The 19,510-nt window shown below is 36.3% G+C and carries 15 protein-coding genes and 1 tRNA gene; 4 read left to right on the forward strand and 12 right to left on the reverse strand.

Features of this window, described 5'->3' with window-relative positions:
* Positions 1-340: 340 nt before the first annotated feature.
* On the reverse strand, positions 341-823 hold the full coding sequence (rfaH, locus tag PSH48_RS10105; RefSeq protein WP_273611492.1) for a transcription/translation regulatory transformer protein RfaH: 483 nt from the start codon (positions 821-823) through the stop codon (positions 341-343).
* Positions 824-1,348: 525 nt separating this feature from the next.
* Here rfaH and PSH48_RS10110 point away from each other — a divergent pair.
* The gene (locus PSH48_RS10110; protein WP_273611493.1) at positions 1,349-2,725 is read left to right on the forward strand and encodes an MBL fold metallo-hydrolase RNA specificity domain-containing protein; all 1,377 of its coding nucleotides are present in this window, start codon (positions 1,349-1,351) and stop codon (positions 2,723-2,725) included.
* 148 nt (positions 2,726-2,873) lie between these two features.
* Here PSH48_RS10110 and wecA read toward each other — a convergent pair whose 3' ends face one another.
* The 11 genes from wecA to PSH48_RS10165 form a co-directional block, all read right to left on the reverse strand.
* A complete protein-coding gene (wecA, locus tag PSH48_RS10115; protein WP_273586688.1) occupies positions 2,874-3,944 on the reverse strand; it encodes a UDP-N-acetylglucosamine--undecaprenyl-phosphate N-acetylglucosaminephosphotransferase in 1,071 nt (356 codons plus the stop codon).
* A 423-nt stretch (positions 3,945-4,367) separates the two neighbouring features.
* Positions 4,368-5,120, reverse strand: coding sequence for a glycosyltransferase family 2 protein (locus PSH48_RS10120; RefSeq protein WP_273611494.1), 753 nt, complete (start codon positions 5,118-5,120; stop codon positions 4,368-4,370).
* Positions 5,121-5,239: 119 nt separating this feature from the next.
* Positions 5,240-6,013: a glycosyltransferase gene (locus PSH48_RS10125; RefSeq protein WP_273586686.1), complete on the reverse strand. Its 774-nt coding sequence runs from the start codon at positions 6,011-6,013 to the stop codon at positions 5,240-5,242.
* Positions 6,014-6,027: 14 nt separating this feature from the next.
* Positions 6,028-7,101 carry an EpsG family protein gene (locus tag PSH48_RS10130; protein ID WP_273611495.1) on the reverse strand — a complete coding sequence of 358 codons (1,074 nt, stop codon included), beginning with the start codon at positions 7,099-7,101 and terminating at the stop codon, positions 6,028-6,030.
* Positions 7,102-7,114: 13 nt separating this feature from the next.
* Positions 7,115-7,918: a hypothetical protein gene (locus PSH48_RS10135; protein ID WP_273586685.1), complete on the reverse strand. Its 804-nt coding sequence runs from the start codon at positions 7,916-7,918 to the stop codon at positions 7,115-7,117.
* Between the two features lie 306 nt (positions 7,919-8,224).
* On the reverse strand, positions 8,225-9,124 hold the full coding sequence (locus PSH48_RS10140) for a hypothetical protein (protein WP_273586684.1): 900 nt from the start codon (positions 9,122-9,124) through the stop codon (positions 8,225-8,227).
* Entirely contained in the window at positions 9,121-10,551 is a 1,431-nt protein-coding gene (locus PSH48_RS10145) for a lipopolysaccharide biosynthesis protein (RefSeq protein ID WP_128081070.1), read from the reverse strand. Before PSH48_RS10145 ends, PSH48_RS10140 begins: the two co-directional genes overlap by 4 nt.
* Before the next feature lie 88 nt (positions 10,552-10,639).
* Entirely contained in the window at positions 10,640-11,605 is a 966-nt protein-coding gene (locus tag PSH48_RS10150) for a Wzz/FepE/Etk N-terminal domain-containing protein (RefSeq protein ID WP_273586683.1), read from the reverse strand.
* Positions 11,606-11,825: 220 nt separating this feature from the next.
* A complete protein-coding gene (locus PSH48_RS10155) occupies positions 11,826-14,504 on the reverse strand; it encodes an SLBB domain-containing protein (RefSeq protein WP_273611496.1) in 2,679 nt (892 codons plus the stop codon).
* Between the two features lie 121 nt (positions 14,505-14,625).
* Positions 14,626-15,408: a DUF481 domain-containing protein gene (locus PSH48_RS10160; RefSeq protein ID WP_273611497.1), complete on the reverse strand. Its 783-nt coding sequence runs from the start codon at positions 15,406-15,408 to the stop codon at positions 14,626-14,628.
* 190 nt (positions 15,409-15,598) lie between these two features.
* Complete coding sequence (locus PSH48_RS10165; RefSeq protein ID WP_273611498.1) at positions 15,599-16,417, reverse strand: mechanosensitive ion channel family protein; 819 nt, start codon at positions 16,415-16,417, stop codon at positions 15,599-15,601.
* A gap of 263 nt (positions 16,418-16,680) precedes the next feature.
* Between PSH48_RS10165 and PSH48_RS10170 the strand changes: the two genes are divergently transcribed.
* The 3 genes from PSH48_RS10170 to PSH48_RS10180 all read left to right on the forward strand — a co-directional run bounded on the left by PSH48_RS10170 (position 16,681) and on the right by PSH48_RS10180 (position 19,464).
* Positions 16,681-16,756 (forward strand) — tRNA-His (locus PSH48_RS10170).
* 237 nt (positions 16,757-16,993) lie between these two features.
* Entirely contained in the window at positions 16,994-18,322 is a 1,329-nt protein-coding gene (locus tag PSH48_RS10175) for a hypothetical protein (protein WP_273611499.1), read from the forward strand.
* An 11-nt stretch (positions 18,323-18,333) separates the two neighbouring features.
* On the forward strand, positions 18,334-19,464 hold the full coding sequence (locus tag PSH48_RS10180; RefSeq protein ID WP_273611500.1) for a FecR family protein: 1,131 nt from the start codon (positions 18,334-18,336) through the stop codon (positions 19,462-19,464).
* Positions 19,465-19,510: the final 46 nt, after the last annotated feature.

Consider the following 19,510-nt stretch of genomic DNA (forward strand, 5'->3'; position numbering starts at 1 on the left):
GCACAGAGGCGCTGCGCGCTACACTGAGAAGTTATTAGCTTTACTAGCTCTTCTCCTTCACTTCTCCTTGGCTTCTCTGTGGTGATAATAATGTTCTCTTTATTTATCAATTAGGTAAAAATTCAACTTACAAATTTTTTGCTTGTCTAGCCCTTCGGGCACGCTTCACGTTCCAGTTCGTCGCAGAGCTCCTCTCGCTCCAGCTTGACAGCAAAACTTTTTGCTTGTCTAGCCCTTCGGGCACGCTTCCGCCCCTAGGTTGCAGTTCCTACGTACTGATATTTACTTAATTTTTGCGGTATAAAGGCACAACTACGCTTTAACCTTCAGCCTTTAACCTTTACTGCTTAATATCTTTATTATCGACACTTACTTCGATTTTTTGATTAAGTAAGTTAATTAGTAAAATGCTACGCATGTCGCCATCAGGCTCTTTATATATTGCTGTAATATTATTGAATGCGTTGTTGTGAACGCTCACAGTATCGCCTGGTTTTGGTATTGTTGATTCGGCAAATTCTGTGCGCTCACATTTAAGTTGTTCTATAAGGCCTTTTGGCACAACCTGGTAATGAGCCCCATAAGTTACAAACCCGCTAATTCCGCGCGTATTTTTTACAGCAGAAAAGTTACCGTTTTGAGACTCTAAGCAAATAAATAAGTAGCTTGGGAATAGAGCAGACTGTTTAACAGTTCGCCTGCCTTTAATGAGTTTTTCTGTGGTTAATTTTGGATAAAAAACTTCAATGCCTTGATTAAGTAAGTTGGTGGCTGCTCGCTCTTCTTGGCGAGGTTTACATGTAACTAAATACCAACTTTTCATAGCAATCCTTACTACATACACAATTGCAACAAACACAACATTATTTTTAACAGCGCGCAATTATAAACAGTTTAGGTTTATTAAGTAAATAGCCTTTAAGGTAAATGCGCACTTACTTTGTTAACAGCAGCAAATGAATTTATTGTTCCCGTTGGTGTTTATATAGACTAAGTCTAGCTTAATAAATATGAGTAGCAGTGAATTTGGCTCGCGTTTGACATACTGCTTTAACGCGGCATAAAGCCGCTGTTACGGTGCTCCTCTCTAAACGCCGCGCCCTCCTAACCTCTTTGTATATTAATGTTTTTATTTTTTGCACATAGAGGAATAAAAGAGAAATATAAAAGGTAACTTACTAGTAGCAGCGAGTTTACCTCGCGTTTGGACTTATTGTTTTAACTGGGAATAAATCCTAAATGCGCCAGCAAGCAAGGCGACTACAATAGCAACTCAGTCAAATTTTGCTTTAATTGTTGTTTGACTCTACTGTTAACTTTACCCTTTAAAAACTAAATATAGATACCTATGCAAATACTTCACCACGGAGCGGTAAATGGCGTGACTGGCTCGTGCCACGAATTAGTTATTAATAATAAAACCAGCGTGCTAATAGATTGCGGGCTTTTTCAGGGAGAAGACGCAAAAGATGATTTATCAATAGAGTTTGATATTGCGCACATTACCGCGCTTATTGTTACCCATTGCCACATTGACCATGTGGGGCGCATTCCTTATTTATTAGCGGCCGGTTTTAAGGGGCCCATTTATACTACGCCTGCCTCGGCTAGCTTGCTGCCACTAGTGATTGAAGATGCGTTAAAGGTAGGTGTTACTCGCGATATAAAAATTATAAATGCCTGCCTAAGCTTGCTAAATAAGCAGATAGTAGCGGTTAATTTTAATACCTGCTTTGAGCTGCCTTGTGCCAACAAGCAAATAGCTAAAGCGCGGTTTCAGCGTGCTGGGCATATATTAGGTTCAGCCTATGTAGAAATAGATGTTGGCATTAATACAAAGAATAATAAAAGCCATAGAGTTGTGTTTTCGGGCGATTTAGGTGCCCCCTACACGCCGCTATTACCGGCTCCAAAACCTCCTTATAAGGCCGACACATTAGTTATAGAGTCAACCTACGGTAATAAAAATCATCAAGGCCGAAAAGAGCGCACTCAAACACTAAAAAATGTAATTGAACGCGCAGTAGCAGATAACGGCGTAGTGTTAGTGCCGGCATTTAGTATTGGCCGCACACAAGAGCTACTTTACGAGCTAGAGCAGCTAATACATCAATCAGCTAAAGGTTCGCCTTGGCGAAGTATTCATGTAATTTTAGACTCCCCCATGGCTGCCAATTTTACAGATCAATATATTAAGTTTAAACACTTATGGGATGCAGAGGCTAAGCGCAAAGTAGCCAAAGGCCGTCACCCGCTAGACTTTGAAAACCTAACCACGGTTGATACCCATAGCGAGCATATCGCTATTATTAATTATTTAGCGTCGCGCCAAACACCTGCCATTATTTTAGCTGCCAGCGGAATGTGCAGTGGCGGGCGAATAGTTAATTACCTTGAGCGCTTTTTACCTGACAAAACAACCGATGTATTGTTTGTTGGCTACCAAGGCCGCGGCACATTGGGGCGCGATATACAAAAATATGGCCCCCGCAATGGGTATGTTTTTATAAACGATACGCGTATTACAATTAACGCACAGGTGCATACCATTAGCGGTTACAGCGCGCATGCCGATCAAAACGGATTAGTTAAATTTGTAACCGGCATACGTAAAAAGCCAAGCCATATAAAAATTGTACACGGCGATGAAGATGCAAAGCGCGCTTTAGCAAGTAAGTATAAAGAGGTGCTGGGTAGTGATGTAAAAATTGAGGTTGGAAGATAGCTTAATACAAAACACTTTTACCACCGAAAACACAGAGGCGCTACGCGCTTCAGAGAAAAAACATAAATTCTTCTCCTTCAGTTCTCTATGTTCTCTGTGGTAATAAAAGTTACTTATAAGGCTATTACTCTACTGGACAAAAAAGAAGTTATTGTTGAATTGTAAGCTTAGGTAGACCTAACTTGCACCTTATAAAGTTAATTACTTTACAGTAGTTTGCAAGTGCGTATAAATAAAGGCTAAATACAGCAAGAAAGCTATAAAACATATAATACTCTGGAATATTATAGACTTCTCCGATCATCCCAACTCCAGCAAAGATTGAAGCGATCAAACAAATTAATGCCAATGTTTGCATTGGAGAGCAACCGATTCTCTGACAGATATGATGTAAATGTTCTCTATCTGGTTTAAATGGAGACTTTTTTTGCTTTACGCGTCGCACCATTATAGCGACCATATCCATTAATGGCACTGCTATTAACCAAAGAGCTGTTACGGGGCGAATCATTGGACTACCTGGGTTTTGGCTGGCACCAATCAACAGCCAAATTACAGTAAAGCCAATCATCATGCTTCCTGCATCACCCATAAATACTTTTCTAGCACGTCCGAATAGACCTAGATTCATTATAATGTAGGGGATCATAGTTACTACTAACAGCATGCAAAGATAACTTAACTTTTGTTCACCGGTAAAGAATAATAAAATAGCGATACTGCCAAATGTTACGATAGACAAGCCTCCTAAAAGCCCGTCTATACCATCAACCATATTAAACGCATTGATACAGCCAATAACAGCAAATACTGTAATTATTGGCCCAACCCAAGATAAATTAACTTCCCCAAGCCCAAACATATTGCCTAATGTCTGCATTTGCGCTTCAGCAAAGTAAATCATAATAATTGAAATACCCGTTTGAACGGCCATTCTAAACTTTACACTCAGATCGTACTTATCATCGAGCACACCTATTGCTGTTAATGCGGTTATACATAACATAAATAAGTTTTCGTGGTTGATCATTCCGGGGTGTGAATAAATATAATGTACAATAGTAATACATATCGCCACGCCACCCACTAAAGGGATATTACCGGTATGGGCCTTTCTACCAGAGGGTATGTCTACAAGGCCAATATTACGCGCCACTTTACGCATCAGAAATAGCATTGCGAATGCTATAACAAAAGTAAATAGAAGATCTAAAATCATATAAAGTTCCGTGTTAACTAGCTAAGTTAACCTAATCTGGTTATTTCAGTTGATTAAAACACTTTAAAAATGTGCTTTCTGAATTTTTAAATAATTACAGCTAAAGTAAGAATTTCCCTAAATACGCTCGTATGTACACTTTTTAACTTAATATAAAACATTGAATTAAAACAACTTTAAATTAACTACTAACGCATCTAAGTAATTTGGTTTATTTAGAACCTTTCTAAACAATAATGAGTAAAATTAAATAGTTGTGCCTTGATACGAACACATATTAGGTAGATTTTATTATTCATTTATAAGTTTAGCAATACAGTGCTTCACTATTCTAAAGCTGAACTCTGAACACGCATTGAATATAAGTGAGAACCGAAGGTCTATTCCACGAGTTAAAATTTAATCGCTGGGGCTTTACGGGAATCACGCTGTACGAAATACAGCTCTCCATGCATAAAATGTAAAGCAAATTACAGTTTTTATAAAAGGGAGCTTTTCAACTTCACGATAAATTTGCCACTGCCGCTTTGCCTTTTTTATTTTGTTCCTTGAAATTGAGTTAGGCATTATTCTGTAACACGTTAGTACCTCATTTAATAGGTAAGCGTGTTTCCCTGACTTTAATAACTTTAGCCATGTTGCATAATCTTGCCCTGTTCTCAGTGATGGCATACTAATATCAGAAAAAGCATTACGTCTTAACATCACAGTAGAACAACCTAAGGTTGCTTTTTTTCTTAGCATGTCTTCATATGTAAAAAAGCCAGTTTGCGTTGTATCTACTGTTTTACCTATTGAATCACCACAATGATCAATTAAGCTATAAGCAGTAAAAGAAAAATCGATGTTATTTCCCATAAAAGCCACCTGCTTTTCAAGCTTATTAGGAAGCCAACAGTCATCACTATCAATAAACGCTATAAAGTCACCTTTAGCATGGCTCAATGAACTATTACGAGCGACAGCAGCACCTGAATTAACCGCATTTTTAAAGACTTTTACTCTTTGGTCTTTTTCTGATATCTCTTGCAGCAATTGGTATGTTGAGTCAGATGAGCAATCATCAGTTACTAACCATTCCCAATTATCTAGCGTTTGTGAGGATATAGACTTATAGGTTTCGAGCAATTCTGAACTAGAATTATAAGTCGCTGTAATAATTGAGATAAGGTGCATATTTAACTCTTCGTTTGAAAAATACTTTAGTAGTAAATTTTGCTAAGATATATCTATTTAAAAAATCCTGCATAGTATATAGAGATAAACCTTAGATTAAAGCTTTAGAAATAAAATAATCATTTTCTAATGTAGTTTTTTAACATTAGCTTCATTTTTTCATAGAAAGATAACTCTGCAGGAATTTTTATTGCCCACCGTAGCATTAGCGCAAAGCGAATATAAAAGGGATAAAAGCGCAATAAGTACCCTCTAGCACAGAATCGACCAGCATGATCTATAGCTCGACTTTCTATATTAGTTGTGTGGTAGCAAGTGGCTAGATCTAAATAACTTACTTTTGCATTAGCCTTAAATACATCTAATATAAATTTATTTTCTTCACAGCAAGGAAGCTTTGTCCCTAACCCCAGGTTAGTATCGAACTTAATATTATTAGCATTAACGAACTCTCGCCTTATAATGATCTCAATAGATGATATCTTTAAAGAATTTGTTAGCTTATGCGAGCTATGAAAAGCATAATTTTTATAAAAATCATTGTGATTCTCTAATGACTTTACTTTAATAAAGTGAAGGTCATCATTGGAGTTTTGAAGAATATTTACTAGCTGCTGAAGAGCATCAAATTCTAACTCAATATCATCATCCTGTACCCACAGCCATTTGCTCTGGCTATTCGCAAGCAACATATTTCGGCTGCGACTTAACCCTGATTCAGTCGTTTTTATTACTTTAACCCTTTCTGATAGTTGGGCTACAGTATTAGTAGGTTCTCGTTGTGAACATATTAAAAAATTGACTCTCTGATCTATTTTATCAATATTTGTCTGAAGATATTCTGTCAACTTATTTAAAGAAGCAGCAACTGTTGATATGGCAATTGTTAACATGGAGGCCTTAACTATTAGAGATTAATTTGTCCTAAAATATTATAGGGTATGTATTGTTCTGAATTAGTCATTTTAAAAACAAAGAACATAATTATTAGGGATATGCTAAATAGGTAGGCTAACTTGCCCTCACCTTTGAACACCCGCATTAAATAGGTTAAAAGCACAATATTTGATATATTAAAAATAATCACAAACCTATCACTTAAGTCCTCAAACTGCATAAACAATATGCTTAAAATAAGCCCAACAAAACTTAGGTTAAAGAATAGCTCAAAGTACTCAAACCTTTTCGCTAACCTCTCATAATAATAAAGTAAAATAAAAAACATTAACGGCTTTTCTATAAATGAGAAAGAAAAAGGTTTTGGCTCACCGGCAGATACATAAGACTTAAACGCATAAAATATGACATTAGAATTAGGTAAAATATCCGCTATCAATTTTATTACATTAATGCCTTGCAAAAACAGCGCGCTAATTAAAATAGATATGAAAACATGCGGCTTGAATTTTTTATTAATGAAAAAGTACAAAGGAAAAACTAAAATCAAACTCACATGAAAGGTAATAGCTGTTAAATTTAATAAAAAGTAAGCATAAGCATTTCTAGATTTTATAAACTGTATTGAATATAGAAATATTGCAACTGCTAAACCTTGCCTTAGGAACATCATATTAAATTGAAAATAACCATAACGCATATAAATTAGTAAAGCGAAGATAGTCATAGGAGTGTAAATAGATACACTTTTGTAAGTTAGACCTATTGTGATTAGTGCTGTAACAACGAGAAAAAAATTAAAATCATCAAAGATAGAGTGAATGATAAAGTTATAAGTTAAGTAACCTTTTTCTAAGCGGTTATTATCAGAAAAATAGATAAATAAGTTAGAAATATACTCTGGAGCGTCGTAAAACACTTGATGGTACACTTCCCAATCTGGCTTAGCACCCACTTCATGCCTAAGCCCTGCAAACAAAGCAAGTATCAGTACTAAAAAATAACCTAAAAGGCTGTAGTCTTTTTTTGCTATAGACGAGTACGAGAAAAGTGTAAGTACGACAACAAGTATAAGATAAATCATTTATCAGAAAACACTATTCATCAAGTTTCAGATCTGAAATAAGTCTTTCATATAAGGACTCTTTATCAAATACTGTATTTTTATCTAAATTATCTCTTCGGAGTTGCTCGTTCCACAGATGGACTGCTTGTGCCCCTTCCAAATTAATATGCTCATCACTGGCAAAGAAAATTTTCTTCCAGTCCGCAGATGAAATTGGGTAATATTTTTGAACAGGAGCTGCATAGTTCAGTAGCTCACCTTTCTTTACAAAGCCAGTAAGTGCTTTGGGTCCTGTAATACCCCACGGCAAATATGAAAAATCTCCTCGCCCCCAAGTTCTACCAATTAGTTTTCTTATTAAAAATTTAAATGTATCCCAGCGTGTAAATTGAAAAGGGTTATCGCAATATTTGCTTAAGTTAGAGAAAAGCTTGTTACCTGCGCTTTTTGTACCAATTACAGCATTGTTGATATAGGTTTCGTTTTCAAAGCCAAAGTCTAATTCGTCATTAATATAAAAAGGCGCCAAACAGATAACATCCATATCCACCCAAAAAGTATTACTACACTTTAGAAGCATTTCGTACCTAAAGTGGTTAGCAAATCCAGCATAACTTCCTTTACCTTTACCTGTCACAGACCCATAAGTAAAAACTTTATTTTTTGGCAGTATGGCATTAGCATCTAAAACCTCTACACCTTCTGGTATGTTTAGTACTTCATCGTAGGTATATAGGTACACCTTATGCCCTGCACGTAAAAAAGAGGTTAAACAAACTCTTTCTAATCTAGATAAAGCTCCACCAATCCATAACGATCTTATTTCTGCCAACATTTAATACCCATTTGTTTTTTCTGTACTATTAATTTTAAATATAATAATAGTGAGTTTTGTTATATAAAGATTTAGAAGTTTTATTTTAACCATTAGAGCATATTACATATACAATCTAACTTTGCTTACAGTTTGTATAAAGGGCCAAGTTAACTTTTTCTTTATTTATTAATAAACTGATATTCAGTAATATATTGCAATACACTTAAGGTAGCTAATTCCATCATAGTTAAGACATAGAAAAGATAGACTTAACTTCCCTATTGAGAAAATAAATTGAACAATATAAAGTTAATACAGTAGACTTTATCGCCTTAGTGAATTTAAATTGTAAAAATTTAATAGAGCAGACAACTGTGTATCATTTCTAGCCTTTCCCACATTCATAGAGCTTAGTGATTGGTTGTAGCCAGTGCTTAATTGAAGGTATCTAGTGGGCCAATCTCGCTTATCATCAATTTTTTTACAGTCTACTCCACTAATGTGGGCTATTACTTTAAACCATATATCATCAGCGCTATCAGCCAACTCCATAAATACTTTTTCATTAAAAACTTCGTTGCTCAGCAGGCCAGGAGGGAAAAGCATGCCTGCACCGGAAGTCAAAAATACATCCTCCTTCAAAGAAAAGCTATTAGCTTCATACTCCCATTTGTTATATGGAAGTATTGTTCCTTTTTTATCGTACTTAACTCTATGCGCTCTAGTCCCAAGAATTACGTTAGGTAACACTAAATGCTCGCGCAGAAGACCTTCTACCATGTCCTGTGGGTAAATAAAGTCATCATCTATAGTTATAATAATGTCATTCGGGTATTTCTTTGCAGTCGGAATATACTTTTTATAAGATTTAATATTAGAAACAAACCCAATTTCCAGCCCGAATTCATATAAGCTCGATAGCGTTAAAGGTATATCACTCTCTGAAAATTCGGATTCGTCTAACCACAGAACAATTTTATTAGGTCTAATAGTTTGTGCCATAATTGACTTTATTACATAGTGAACTTCATGAATCTGTTCTCCATATGTAGTGAACGATACAATTACACTTTTATCCCTTATGTCTGCAAACCTTTTATACTCGTTAAAGTCAGCTAAATCTAGTTGCACCTTTTTGGCTTCGAGTTTAATAACATTTTCCATGTTACTAACTAAAAATGGCATTTTCAGCAATGCACGAAGGTGCTTAAAAAAAACACTCACACTTTTACCCTCTTATTTAATAATTTAGTTAGCTTAGAATATTGTAAGTATAAATAGCTGCGATAAAAAAAAGTATAAAAAGCTAATACTGTAAACCAAATTAGAGCTTTCGAAAGTGGTGGAAAGTCATGAAAAACCACCTGTAATGTACATAGTAAAATTACAATTAAAAATTCAAAATATTGTCTAAATCTAGGGAATGAAATCCAAATTCTTGAAGATATTTCGCACCTCAATACATAATAAATATAAAACGAGATCAACGTTGCTACAGCAGCCCCGCCCGAACCTAAAGAAGGTATTAAAAGATAGTTTAAAGCAAAATTAACACCTAAAGTAAGTATTGACACAAGCATAGAATAATACGTTTTTTTCTTTACATTAATACCCATAGATGTAGCTTCTGACATCGTATAAAAAAGCGGGTATCCAACACAGCAGATAATTATACTTGAAACCAGTTCGTAATTATCAGGAAGTATAATTGCTACTAATGGCGAGAAAATACCGACAATGCAAAATAGATAAAATATAACAAAACCCATTAAGCTAACAACCGACCTGATGTTTTTCTCTATATCTGGGTGGTCTTCATTTTTGTAAATAGCCGGTGCCCATATAGTACTAAAAACAGATCTTATTATAACTACAGCCGATGCAAAACTAACAGCAACACTATATAATGCCAGCTCATTTAAGGAAGATAAGTCTTTAATCATTAACTTATCAATACTTGTCAACCCCCAAAATGCTAAGCCACTTAAAATAAGGGGCAATCCGAAGCTAAAGCCATCTTTTAAATCTTTGAAACTAAATTTATTTTTTTCAAATAAATTTAGAAAATTATAAATTTTAAGATTTTCTATAAGTAAATAAACCAGTAATACAATATTAGATAAAAGATATACATATAAAAGGCCATCAAACATAACCCCTTTTAAGTAGAATATACTTATAAGAGCTAGTGAAATTACTAACTTTGGTATTATTTGAGAAAAAGAAAACTTTAGTGCCTTACCTTCCATTCTAAGGTTCAATGAAAGATACCGATTAATTAGGGTAACAATAAATGACGAAATAATAATAATTGCTATAGCATCATTATTAGTTTCAAAAAGGTACTGTAAAATACTTACTCTATACGCATAAAAAAGATAACTAAATATACAAAGAGAAATGATCCCCGGCATAATACAGGTTATCATCAAGCTGACCTTCTCAGCTTTGTAATACTCCCTCATGTAATACTGATCTAATCCAAGAGTAAAAACCATTACAACTAAATTACAAATCAAGTGATATATAGATACCCGACCTACATCCTCCATAGCAAAGGTCCATGCTAATAAAGGAGTAATTAGTAAGCCTAAAAATGCACTCATCACTGGACCAGTTGTATAATGTAATAGATCTTTAATTTTAACCAATATTATTTTCTCTAATATATCGTTTTAAATTTATAGAGTAATACTCAAAATAACCTTTAATAAAGAGATTCAGTAACATTTAACCTATTTACTTACTTTTAGGGAAATAAAGCCTAATAAGTACGATTGTTACCCCTATAAAACACCCTAATAAAGTACCGAATATACAAATAAGTGCACGTTTAGGCTTAAACTTTTCCTCTGAAACTAATGCTGGATCTATTGTTTTAAATACATACTCATCCCGAACATTTGCGAACATAATGGTTTTTGTTTGCTCTTCTACTAATTTGTATAGCACGGCACGTATATCAGCAATTTTTGTTTTCTCTAATTGCTGAGTTAAAAATTCAGTGCTTTTATTAGCCTCTAACACATCACGTGCTTTCATGGTTTTATTTATATCTTGTATTAACCACTTTACCCATTGCTCTGCTATATAAGGTGATACATGCTCAACTGCAAGTGTTATCATTCCACTTTCTTTGTCTAAGTTTGCATTAACAATCTTTCTGAATTCTTTATAAGCCTCTTGCATTGATGGCTCAGCTTTAAAAGGTGCTTTAACTTCACGTATCCACTTATTTTGCTCTGAAATATAAAGCTCTTCATCATAAACAATGCTATTCGTTTCACGATTCCAAGCTTTAGCAGCCATTAAATTGGGTAGAATATTATACTTTTGAATAAATTCGCTGCTAAACTTGCGTGACTTAAGTACTTCAAGCGCCAATTGCGTTTTATCAACCCCACCACCGGCACCCAAGTTAACACCTGCTAAACTAGCAAGCCCACCAAATTGGCCAGCTAATGCGCCTAAACCACCTTGCTGCTGAGCTTCTGCTGGTGCCAATAACGCTTCAGATTTATAAACATTCGGAAGACTAATAGCGTAAAAAACTGATGCCACAGCAAATAAAATAGTTAAAGCAATAACTATCAATTTGCCTTGCCAAATAACGGTAAATAGCTCACGAAGGTCTATTTCATCATTGGCAATATTATCAGTTACTGAACCATTTGCTTGCTTTAGGTTATTTGAGTTGTTTTCCATCTAAATCTCATAAGTTTAGCTATCAAAATTGTACAAAATGAATATTACGTCTAGTTAGTGTTTTAGAGCTAGGAGCTTTTCGTGCTACCCGACACCAATAACAACAAATAGACCGCCTACCGTTGCATTTAAGCGGTTTAATACTACGTCTACAGATGCGCTTTAAACACGAGAGTATACCGAAGCGTTAGGAAGAATATTCCAGACGCCTCTATCAATATTAGATACCGCTTATAGCCGCTACTGCCACACCTAATTGATATACAATTTGCGTTGCAGTACTCCAAAGCGTTAGTTTGTCCATATGGCTTGCATCCATTGGTATTACTATTGTATCGCCAGGTTCTAACTGCTCTGAGTTATTAGCAGCAAACCAGCCGCCTGTGTTTGGTATTTTTACTGAGCCATTTGCTTTAATTATGTAAATACTGTCTTCATCAGCGCGATCTTTAAGGCCACCACTTAAATCAATGTATTCATCTACACTTATACCGGCTTTGTATAAATGAGAGGTAGAGTAATTAACTTCACCTATTACGCTAATCGAGTCACGCTTGCTGGGTACATATAAAACATCTCCGTCTTGAAGCACTAAGTTTTGTTTGTTTTCAACAATAAGTGGTAAGTCGATAACTAAACGCCCTACCGCTTCAACACTCGCTAAGTCATTTAATAACTTATTCATTTCATCATAAGAAAGTGAATTACTACTTACTGAGTTTTGAAAGCTCTTTGATGCAATGTCACGGCGTAACTCGGTTGATAAGCGAGCTAGCTGTTGTTGTTCTTGTTCTTTAATTGAGGCACGGGTGAATACAGCTGCTTTTTGTTCAGCAAACTCAGAGAAGCCACCTGCACGCTCTAAAAGCTCTGTTAGTGTTTCGCCGCGGCGAATTGTGTATGTACCAGGGAACCTTAGCTCACCTTTAAGCTCTACTTTTACGTTTTCTTGCCAATTTGGGATAGCGAATACGTTAATGCTGTCTTTACTTTGCAATGTAATGTTGCTTTGTAAATCACCACGCATTGCACTTTCAAGGTCTAAACGTAAGTGTTCTATTTTAGACGCGTCGCTTGCAACAATACGCGTAATTTCGGCTTGTTTTACGTAGGCTGATTCTAGCAAGCCACCTGCAGCGGTTACTAAATCACGAACATCACCACCTACCATTAATGGGTAAACACCTGGGAATGTAACGTTGCCGCTAATTTCTACTAGCTGCATAGCTTGCTCAACAGAAGCTTGTTGCTTAAATTTGGCAATAATTGGTGCTAAAAGGTTATGACGGCTAAATAAAGCGTAATCTTCAGGCTTTAACTCAAGCTCGGCTTCTTCTTTTGCTTTACGTTTTGAAATTTCGGCGATAGTAAGGGCTTTATTTTCTTCAAAAATAAACTCTTCTACTTCTTGGTTTATACCGATGTATTTTTCAAACTCTTTTTGCTGATATGTATGCCATTGCTCAGCTTTAAGCTGTTGTTCTTGCTGCTCTTGGCTTAGTGCCATATTAGCAAGTGCTGATTTTTCAGCTTCTTTTTCTTCAAAGCGGCTAAATACTATGATTTTGTCATTAGCTTTTAATGCTAAATTGTTTTCAGGGTTTTTAATAATGGCTTGTGCTACATCAAATTGATGCGCTTCTATATCACCATTTATGTTAATTTCGCGAATAACTAAGCCATAGCTTAAATCTGCTTGTGGCAGTAAGTCACCACGTACTGATTTTAAAACATCAGAAATACGCTTACCTTGATACCATTGATAATTCCCTGGGCGCGCTACAGCACCAATTAAGCTAATAGAGTTTTGGTATTGTGAGCTTACAGAATTAAAGCGTACACGGTCGCCATCTTGCGGGATGTAGTTAATTTGTGGCTTAGTAAAATCTACTGATAGCACTTCTTTACGATCAAAATTGAAACGCTCTACCACGGCGTTTTTAGCATAAGCACCCGGTTTTAGGCCCCCTGCCATAGTGAGTAACTGCTTAGCTGTTTCGCCTTTTTTAAGTTCAAATATTGCAGGGCGTTTAACTAAGCCATCTACAGTAACTTGGGCACCTACTGGTGGTACAAAAACGACATCGCCAGGCTTTAGTACTATATCGTTGCTGCTATCGCCATTGATTAGTAAATCGTAAAGGTCGAAATTAGCTACTGTTTTACCAGCGCGTTTTACTTGTATGTTACGCAGTGAAGCAATTTCAGACACACCACCACTTACAAACAAAGCATGTGATACGGTTGTTAAAGACGATACGCTGTAGCTGCCTGGTTTGTAGGCCTCACCTAATACAAGTATGCGCATACTTCGCAGTTGACCCAGTGAAACAAAGGCTTTTACACCGATTACTTCTTGCTCAACTTTTACTTTTATTAGCTCTTTAATTTCGGCAAATGTTAAGCCTGCTACTTCTACAGGGCTTAAATCGGGAATGCTAATACGCCCTTCACGGTCAACAGTTACATCAAAACTATCGCTTTCTTTCCCGTAAAAGTTAATTTTTAGTTGATCCCCTGGACCTACTATATAAGTGTCAGGTACGGCTGCATTTTCACTAGGCATAAAAGTGGTGGGTTCACCGGCAAAAAGCTCGTAGCCATAAGGCTTTAATTCTTCTGTTTTTGGCTTAAAACGCTCTTCGTCAGTTAAGTCTTCTTGTTCTTTTTCTGGGCGTTCGCCGATAGTTGACTGCTGCTCATTTGAGTTTTCGTCATTTGATTGATTAGCGCCGGTGATCGTAGAAATATCTACACCGTATTGTTTTGCTAGGGCTTCTTGCTGGGCTTTTGGCAACTTTTTAAATTGCTCAATTTGTGAGGCCGTTGGCGTAAAAGCCATGGTACTAAAACTACAAAGTAGAATAAAAGCACTAAAAAATTGTGTAAAAACTTTCACGAGTAGGTATATCCCTAGGTCTACAACCAAAATTGGTGGCTATAATACATTAAATCTAAACAAATAAAAAAGGGACTTTCGTCCCTTTTGTCACTTAAATGTCATTAAATACGGTTTTTGGTTAAAAACTGTAAACTAACGTTAATGATGTCTCTGTATCTGTGCTTTCTTCGTCATCAGCAACTTCTGAGTTGTTGGTAACATTAAAAGCGACTTTCATTTGCAGCGAGCCATTTATTTTTGCTAGCAATGCAGTTTCCGAACGCGTTTTGGTGTTTGAGTCACCGTACTCAACTGATACAAGTTGAGTAAAACGTGCACTGTCTGAAATCTGCCAGTTGTAATCAAGTTTACCCAAAGCAATTATTTCACTGTCGCTTTCGCCTGCAAGTAGGTTACCGTCGTCATCAACTTGCGTGCTGTCGTCTGAGTATTCAAAAAATTTGTAACCCGGACCAAACTCTGCATTTAACCACATATCTGGTTGGTCAATTAAACGTAAGCCGTAACCAGCAGAAATTACAGATTCAGTTCTATACGCGCCAAAGTAGTCTGAAACGTGTGAACCATAAATGAATAAATGAGAATTCTTTTCATTTAATTTGTAATTACCTTGCGCAGATGCAGAGTACTTTTCGTTCGTACGCTGTTTGTCTTTATCGCCGTTGTCATCTTCTACTTCATCTTCTTTATAGATGCCGTCGATTTTGTACTCGTTATTCCAGTTTTCTAGGTGATGTAATACCTTTAAACCGCCTTTTAACGTTGTAGTTTCAGTGTTACCACTAGTGACAATAGCACCTAGCTCGCTTGTTACTTCCCACGTTTTTTTCTCTGCGTCTTCAGCGAATGCGTTAGTTGCAGCAGATGCTGCAACTAACAGTGTTAAAAGCTTTAATTTCATTAAAAATAACCTATTTAATCCTAAAAATTATACTAATTCGCTTAATTAAGTAATCTATTTTGAGGCTGGAAAAACGTGTTGATAGCCAGGCAAAAAATTCGCTATTTAGTTGTTCTAAATGAGAATTTTTTAACGCAGATAGCGACACGTTTAACCCCGCAAAATGATTAAGTATTATTGCGGATTTGTATTAGTCTTGCTTGTGTAAATGTACATCCATTTGTGGAAATGGGATTGTAATGTCTGCATCATCTAATGCAATTTTAATGTTCTCTAATAGTGCCCAGTACGTTGGCCAGTAATCACCAGAGTTTACCCAAGGACGCACAATAAAGTTTACGCTTGAGTCTGCAAGTTCAGAAACTGCAACAGTGTATGCTGGATCTTTAAGTAAACGAGTCTCTGCGTCAAGTACTGACTGTAATACTTCTTTTGCTTTACGTAAGTCAGCATCGTAGCCTACACCAATTACTAAGTCGATACGGCGAGTAGACTCACGCGAGAAGTTAGTAATTGCACCAGACATAATTTGTGAATTTGGTACGATAATTACTTTGTTATCTGGAGTGCGAAGCTCTGTAGAGAATATTTCAATTTTTTTAACTGTGCCCATTTTACCGCCAGCTTCAACAAACTCACCTGATTTAAATGGACGAAGTAATATAATAAGTACGCCAGATGCAAAGTTAGACAGCGAACCTTGCAGCGCTAAACCAACAGCTAGGCCAGCCGCACCTAAAATAGCAATAAACGAGGTTGTTTCTATACCGATTTGCGAAAGTGCCATTAAAATAGTGGCAGCAAATACGATGGCATAAACTATACTCGATACAAATGAGCCTACAGCTTTATCAACTTTCTTTTTATCGAATGTTTTTTCTGTTAAACCTGCACAAAACTTGGCAATACGGCTACCAAGTAAAAAGATAACAAGCGCAATGACTGCTTGAATACCGTAGTGTAAAATTAGGCCTGAATTTTCGTTTAGCCAAGTAAGTATTGAATCCATAGTAACTCCAAATAGTTTTTATTAAGCAATTTCCCGCAAGTGAGTATACATTAATTTACATTTTATTCTCATTAAATAGTAAATTATCACTACAAAATAGTTTTTATTGTCAGCGCTATTACGCTACACACTCTTTATGAACCTTTACTGATAGTAGGCAATTTTATGAAATATTTATTTTTTTTGATTTTTTTTAATTTTAGGCTTCACAACATTTATAATATTATGTATTATGCGCGCCACACCAAACGAGGTGTGTAGTGGCGGTTGTAGCTCAGTTGGTAGAGCCCCGGATTGTGATTCCGGTTGTCGCGGGTTCAAGCCCCGTCAATCGCCCCATTCTTTTCCTTTTGTTCCTGTTTTATCCCTCATTCGTTTTTTAAATTTAAATTTGCTCATCTATCCTACTTTACCTAATACCTTACTTGTTCAGATACTAACATTAGTTTGCTGTTTACAATCGCACAATAATGCACCAATATACTTTACATATAAACAGAAAGTGCTACCTTATTAACGTTTAATAGCATTTAGTATTAGCAAACCACCACTTCTTCTTGGGATATTCTAACGAGCATGATCAAACACGCTATTTTTATTTTATTACTTGGTTACCTTTCTTTTGCTAGCTTGAATGCAAAAGCCCAAAATAATATTTCCTATGTAAAGCTACTTGGTGAACTGCAATATTTAATTTCGCAAAAGCAATTTGATGAAGCATACAAAAGCAGTCAAAAACACTATAAATATTTGGGCGAACCTGATTTTGACTACTTACTTGGGGTTTCAGCACTAAATTCTGGTCTTTCTGCTCCGGCGGTATTTGCTTTTGAGCGAGTAATAGAAGCAAAACCACAGTGGTATGAAGCACGTTTATATTTGGTAAAATCTTATATTGCTGCCAATAATTTACCTGCAGCTAACGCTCAAGCGACTTTATTAATTAATACTGATACTTCACCAGAGGGTGTAAAAAAATCGGCTCGTTCTTTATTAGCAACATCACAGCACAAGCAGCGCTTAACAGAGCGTACATATGATCAGAGCATTGAACTTGCATATGGTGTAGATGGTAACGTTAATGCAGGCACCTCTGAGGATACAATTTTAATCCCTAATTTGGGTGAGTTTTTACTATCACCAGAAAGTAAAAGCACTGACGATAATTATATAAAGCTAAATTATAAAGGGCGGTACTTTCACCCCATTGATCAGCGAAGCTCTTTTGTTTTAGGTGTAAATACCGATTGGTACAAATTTAATGAGCTATCTGAATATGACCGCATTAATACTAATATATCAGGTCGATACCAACAAAAGTTAAATGATAATACCCTGTGGTATTTGCAAGCTGGTATTACGCCTTTACTGTTAGATGGCGAGCTATACAGAACCGAGACATCATTAACAAGTGGAGCTAGTTACCAGTTTGATAAACAGTTAAGTGTATTTGGAGCGCTATCAATTGGCCTTATGAATAATACATTTGACGAGAAACTAGATAACTCCTTTTACACTCTTAATATAGGTGCAAGTTATTTATCTCAAAAATGGTACCAAAGCGTTAGCGCAAACTTTAAAAATGAAAGCGCTAACATTGACGAAGGTGAGTTTAATGCAAGAAGCATTAGCGGAATTTATTACCAAATAAATGCATTACTTAGCCAACAATGGCAAGTCTCTGCACAAACAGGGTATCAATGGATTGAATATCAGGATGAGCACCCGCTATTTCTTCAAGAGCGAAGCGATAACCTATTGATACTTTCTAGCTCGTTACGCTACTTAGTTAATAAAAGTTTAGCGTTGCAATTAGCATTGAACTACCAAGACAAAACCAGTGATATTTCTTTGTTCGAATACGATCGCTTTGATACCAATATAAGCGCAAGTTACTCATTCTAATTAAGGTACTTATGAAACATTTAATTCCGGTATTAACCACCTTACTTTGTGTGAGTTTTTATTCTCAAGCGAGCACAACTGTTGCAGGAAAAACTATTTTAGCCCGAGGCGCTGTACTTGCTACAGATGCCGAATCCGCCCAACAACGAACACTTAAGCGACGCGACACGGTATATGGCGTTGATAAAATAACGACTGGCGAAAAAAGCAAAGCGCAATTTTCAATGTCTGATGGCGGCTTAATAGCATTAAAAGAAAACTCTGAGCTAAATATTGCTAACTATGAATTTAATACAACGACACAGCAAGGCTCTGCCTCTATTGAGCTAATAAAAGGCGGGCTGCGCTCTATTTCGGGTGTTATTAAAAAAAATGGGGGCGCGTACAGTGTTAAAACACCGGTTGGATCAATTGGTATTCGCGGTACCCATTTTGAACTACAGCTTATAGATGGTGATATGTATGTAGCTGTTTGGGATGGCGCAATAGATTTAACACTAGAAGATCAAAGCGTTGTATCCCTTGGTAGTAATGAGCCTTTTTCTTTTGCGCAGGTTACTTCATTAGGGCGCGTGATTAAAACAACTCAGGCACCTGCTGTTTTTACCCAAACCATAGCGACTATTAGTGATGGCACAAGTGTTGAGCAACCAACAGAGCAGCAATCAATAGTACAAAACAATACTTCAGAAAAAACGACAGATGCCGATATATCAATAACTGATGTTTATGCTCAACAGCAATTTCAGGCGGTAAATGATGCAACCTTAATTGACCAAATCGCGCAGCGCCAAGGTGTTTTTAATTACCAAGCAACCAGCTTTGATGTGTCGTCGAGCCTAGGAGAAGTCAGTGATTTTTCTATGTCTATGTCGGTAGATTTTGATAACGGCACAGTTCCCGATGGTGAAATTAGCTTTAATGATGCTGGCGGCAACTGGTACGCAGCTTACAGCGGCTTAATTGATTTAACCAAACTAGATTTAGCCGTTACATTTGCTTCTCATAACAACAATAAAGCAACTGGCCAAATTGATGCTGTGTTTTTAAATGACATAGATACCATCACGGGTGATTTTAGCCTTAGTGAAATTAATAACCCTGCTGTAAATGCCGGTGGCGACTTTAGATTAGAACCTTAAGTAAACTGCACTGTGGGCAATAATTTTATTAACTAGTATTCAGGTT

It is taken from the genome of Pseudoalteromonas sp. Angola-4 (genome assembly GCF_028599265.1).
GTDB classification, from domain to species: Bacteria; Pseudomonadota; Gammaproteobacteria; order Enterobacterales; family Alteromonadaceae; genus Pseudoalteromonas; species Pseudoalteromonas atlantica.

What these genes read in the sequence shown, in the direction of transcription:
- rfaH (WP_273611492.1), bottom strand. Translation starts at nt 823, where the DNA reads ATGAAAAGTTGGTATTTAGTTACATGTAAACCTCGCCAAGAAGAGCGA.
- PSH48_RS10110 (WP_273611493.1), top strand. Translation starts at nt 1,349, where the DNA reads ATGCAAATACTTCACCACGGAGCGGTAAATGGCGTGACTGGCTCGTGC.
- wecA (WP_273586688.1), bottom strand. Translation starts at nt 3,944, where the DNA reads ATGATTTTAGATCTTCTATTTACTTTTGTTATAGCATTCGCAATGCTA.
- PSH48_RS10120 (WP_273611494.1), bottom strand. Translation starts at nt 5,120, where the DNA reads ATGCACCTTATCTCAATTATTACAGCGACTTATAATTCTAGTTCAGAA.
- PSH48_RS10125 (WP_273586686.1), bottom strand. Translation starts at nt 6,013, where the DNA reads ATGTTAACAATTGCCATATCAACAGTTGCTGCTTCTTTAAATAAGTTG.
- PSH48_RS10130 (WP_273611495.1), bottom strand. Translation starts at nt 7,101, where the DNA reads ATGATTTATCTTATACTTGTTGTCGTACTTACACTTTTCTCGTACTCG.
- PSH48_RS10135 (WP_273586685.1), bottom strand. Translation starts at nt 7,918, where the DNA reads ATGTTGGCAGAAATAAGATCGTTATGGATTGGTGGAGCTTTATCTAGA.
- PSH48_RS10150 (WP_273586683.1), bottom strand. Translation starts at nt 11,605, where the DNA reads ATGGAAAACAACTCAAATAACCTAAAGCAAGCAAATGGTTCAGTAACT.
- PSH48_RS10160 (WP_273611497.1), bottom strand. Translation starts at nt 15,408, where the DNA reads ATGAAATTAAAGCTTTTAACACTGTTAGTTGCAGCATCTGCTGCAACT.
- PSH48_RS10165 (WP_273611498.1), bottom strand. Translation starts at nt 16,417, where the DNA reads ATGGATTCAATACTTACTTGGCTAAACGAAAATTCAGGCCTAATTTTA.
- PSH48_RS10175 (WP_273611499.1), top strand. Translation starts at nt 16,994, where the DNA reads ATGATCAAACACGCTATTTTTATTTTATTACTTGGTTACCTTTCTTTT.
- PSH48_RS10180 (WP_273611500.1), top strand. Translation starts at nt 18,334, where the DNA reads ATGAAACATTTAATTCCGGTATTAACCACCTTACTTTGTGTGAGTTTT.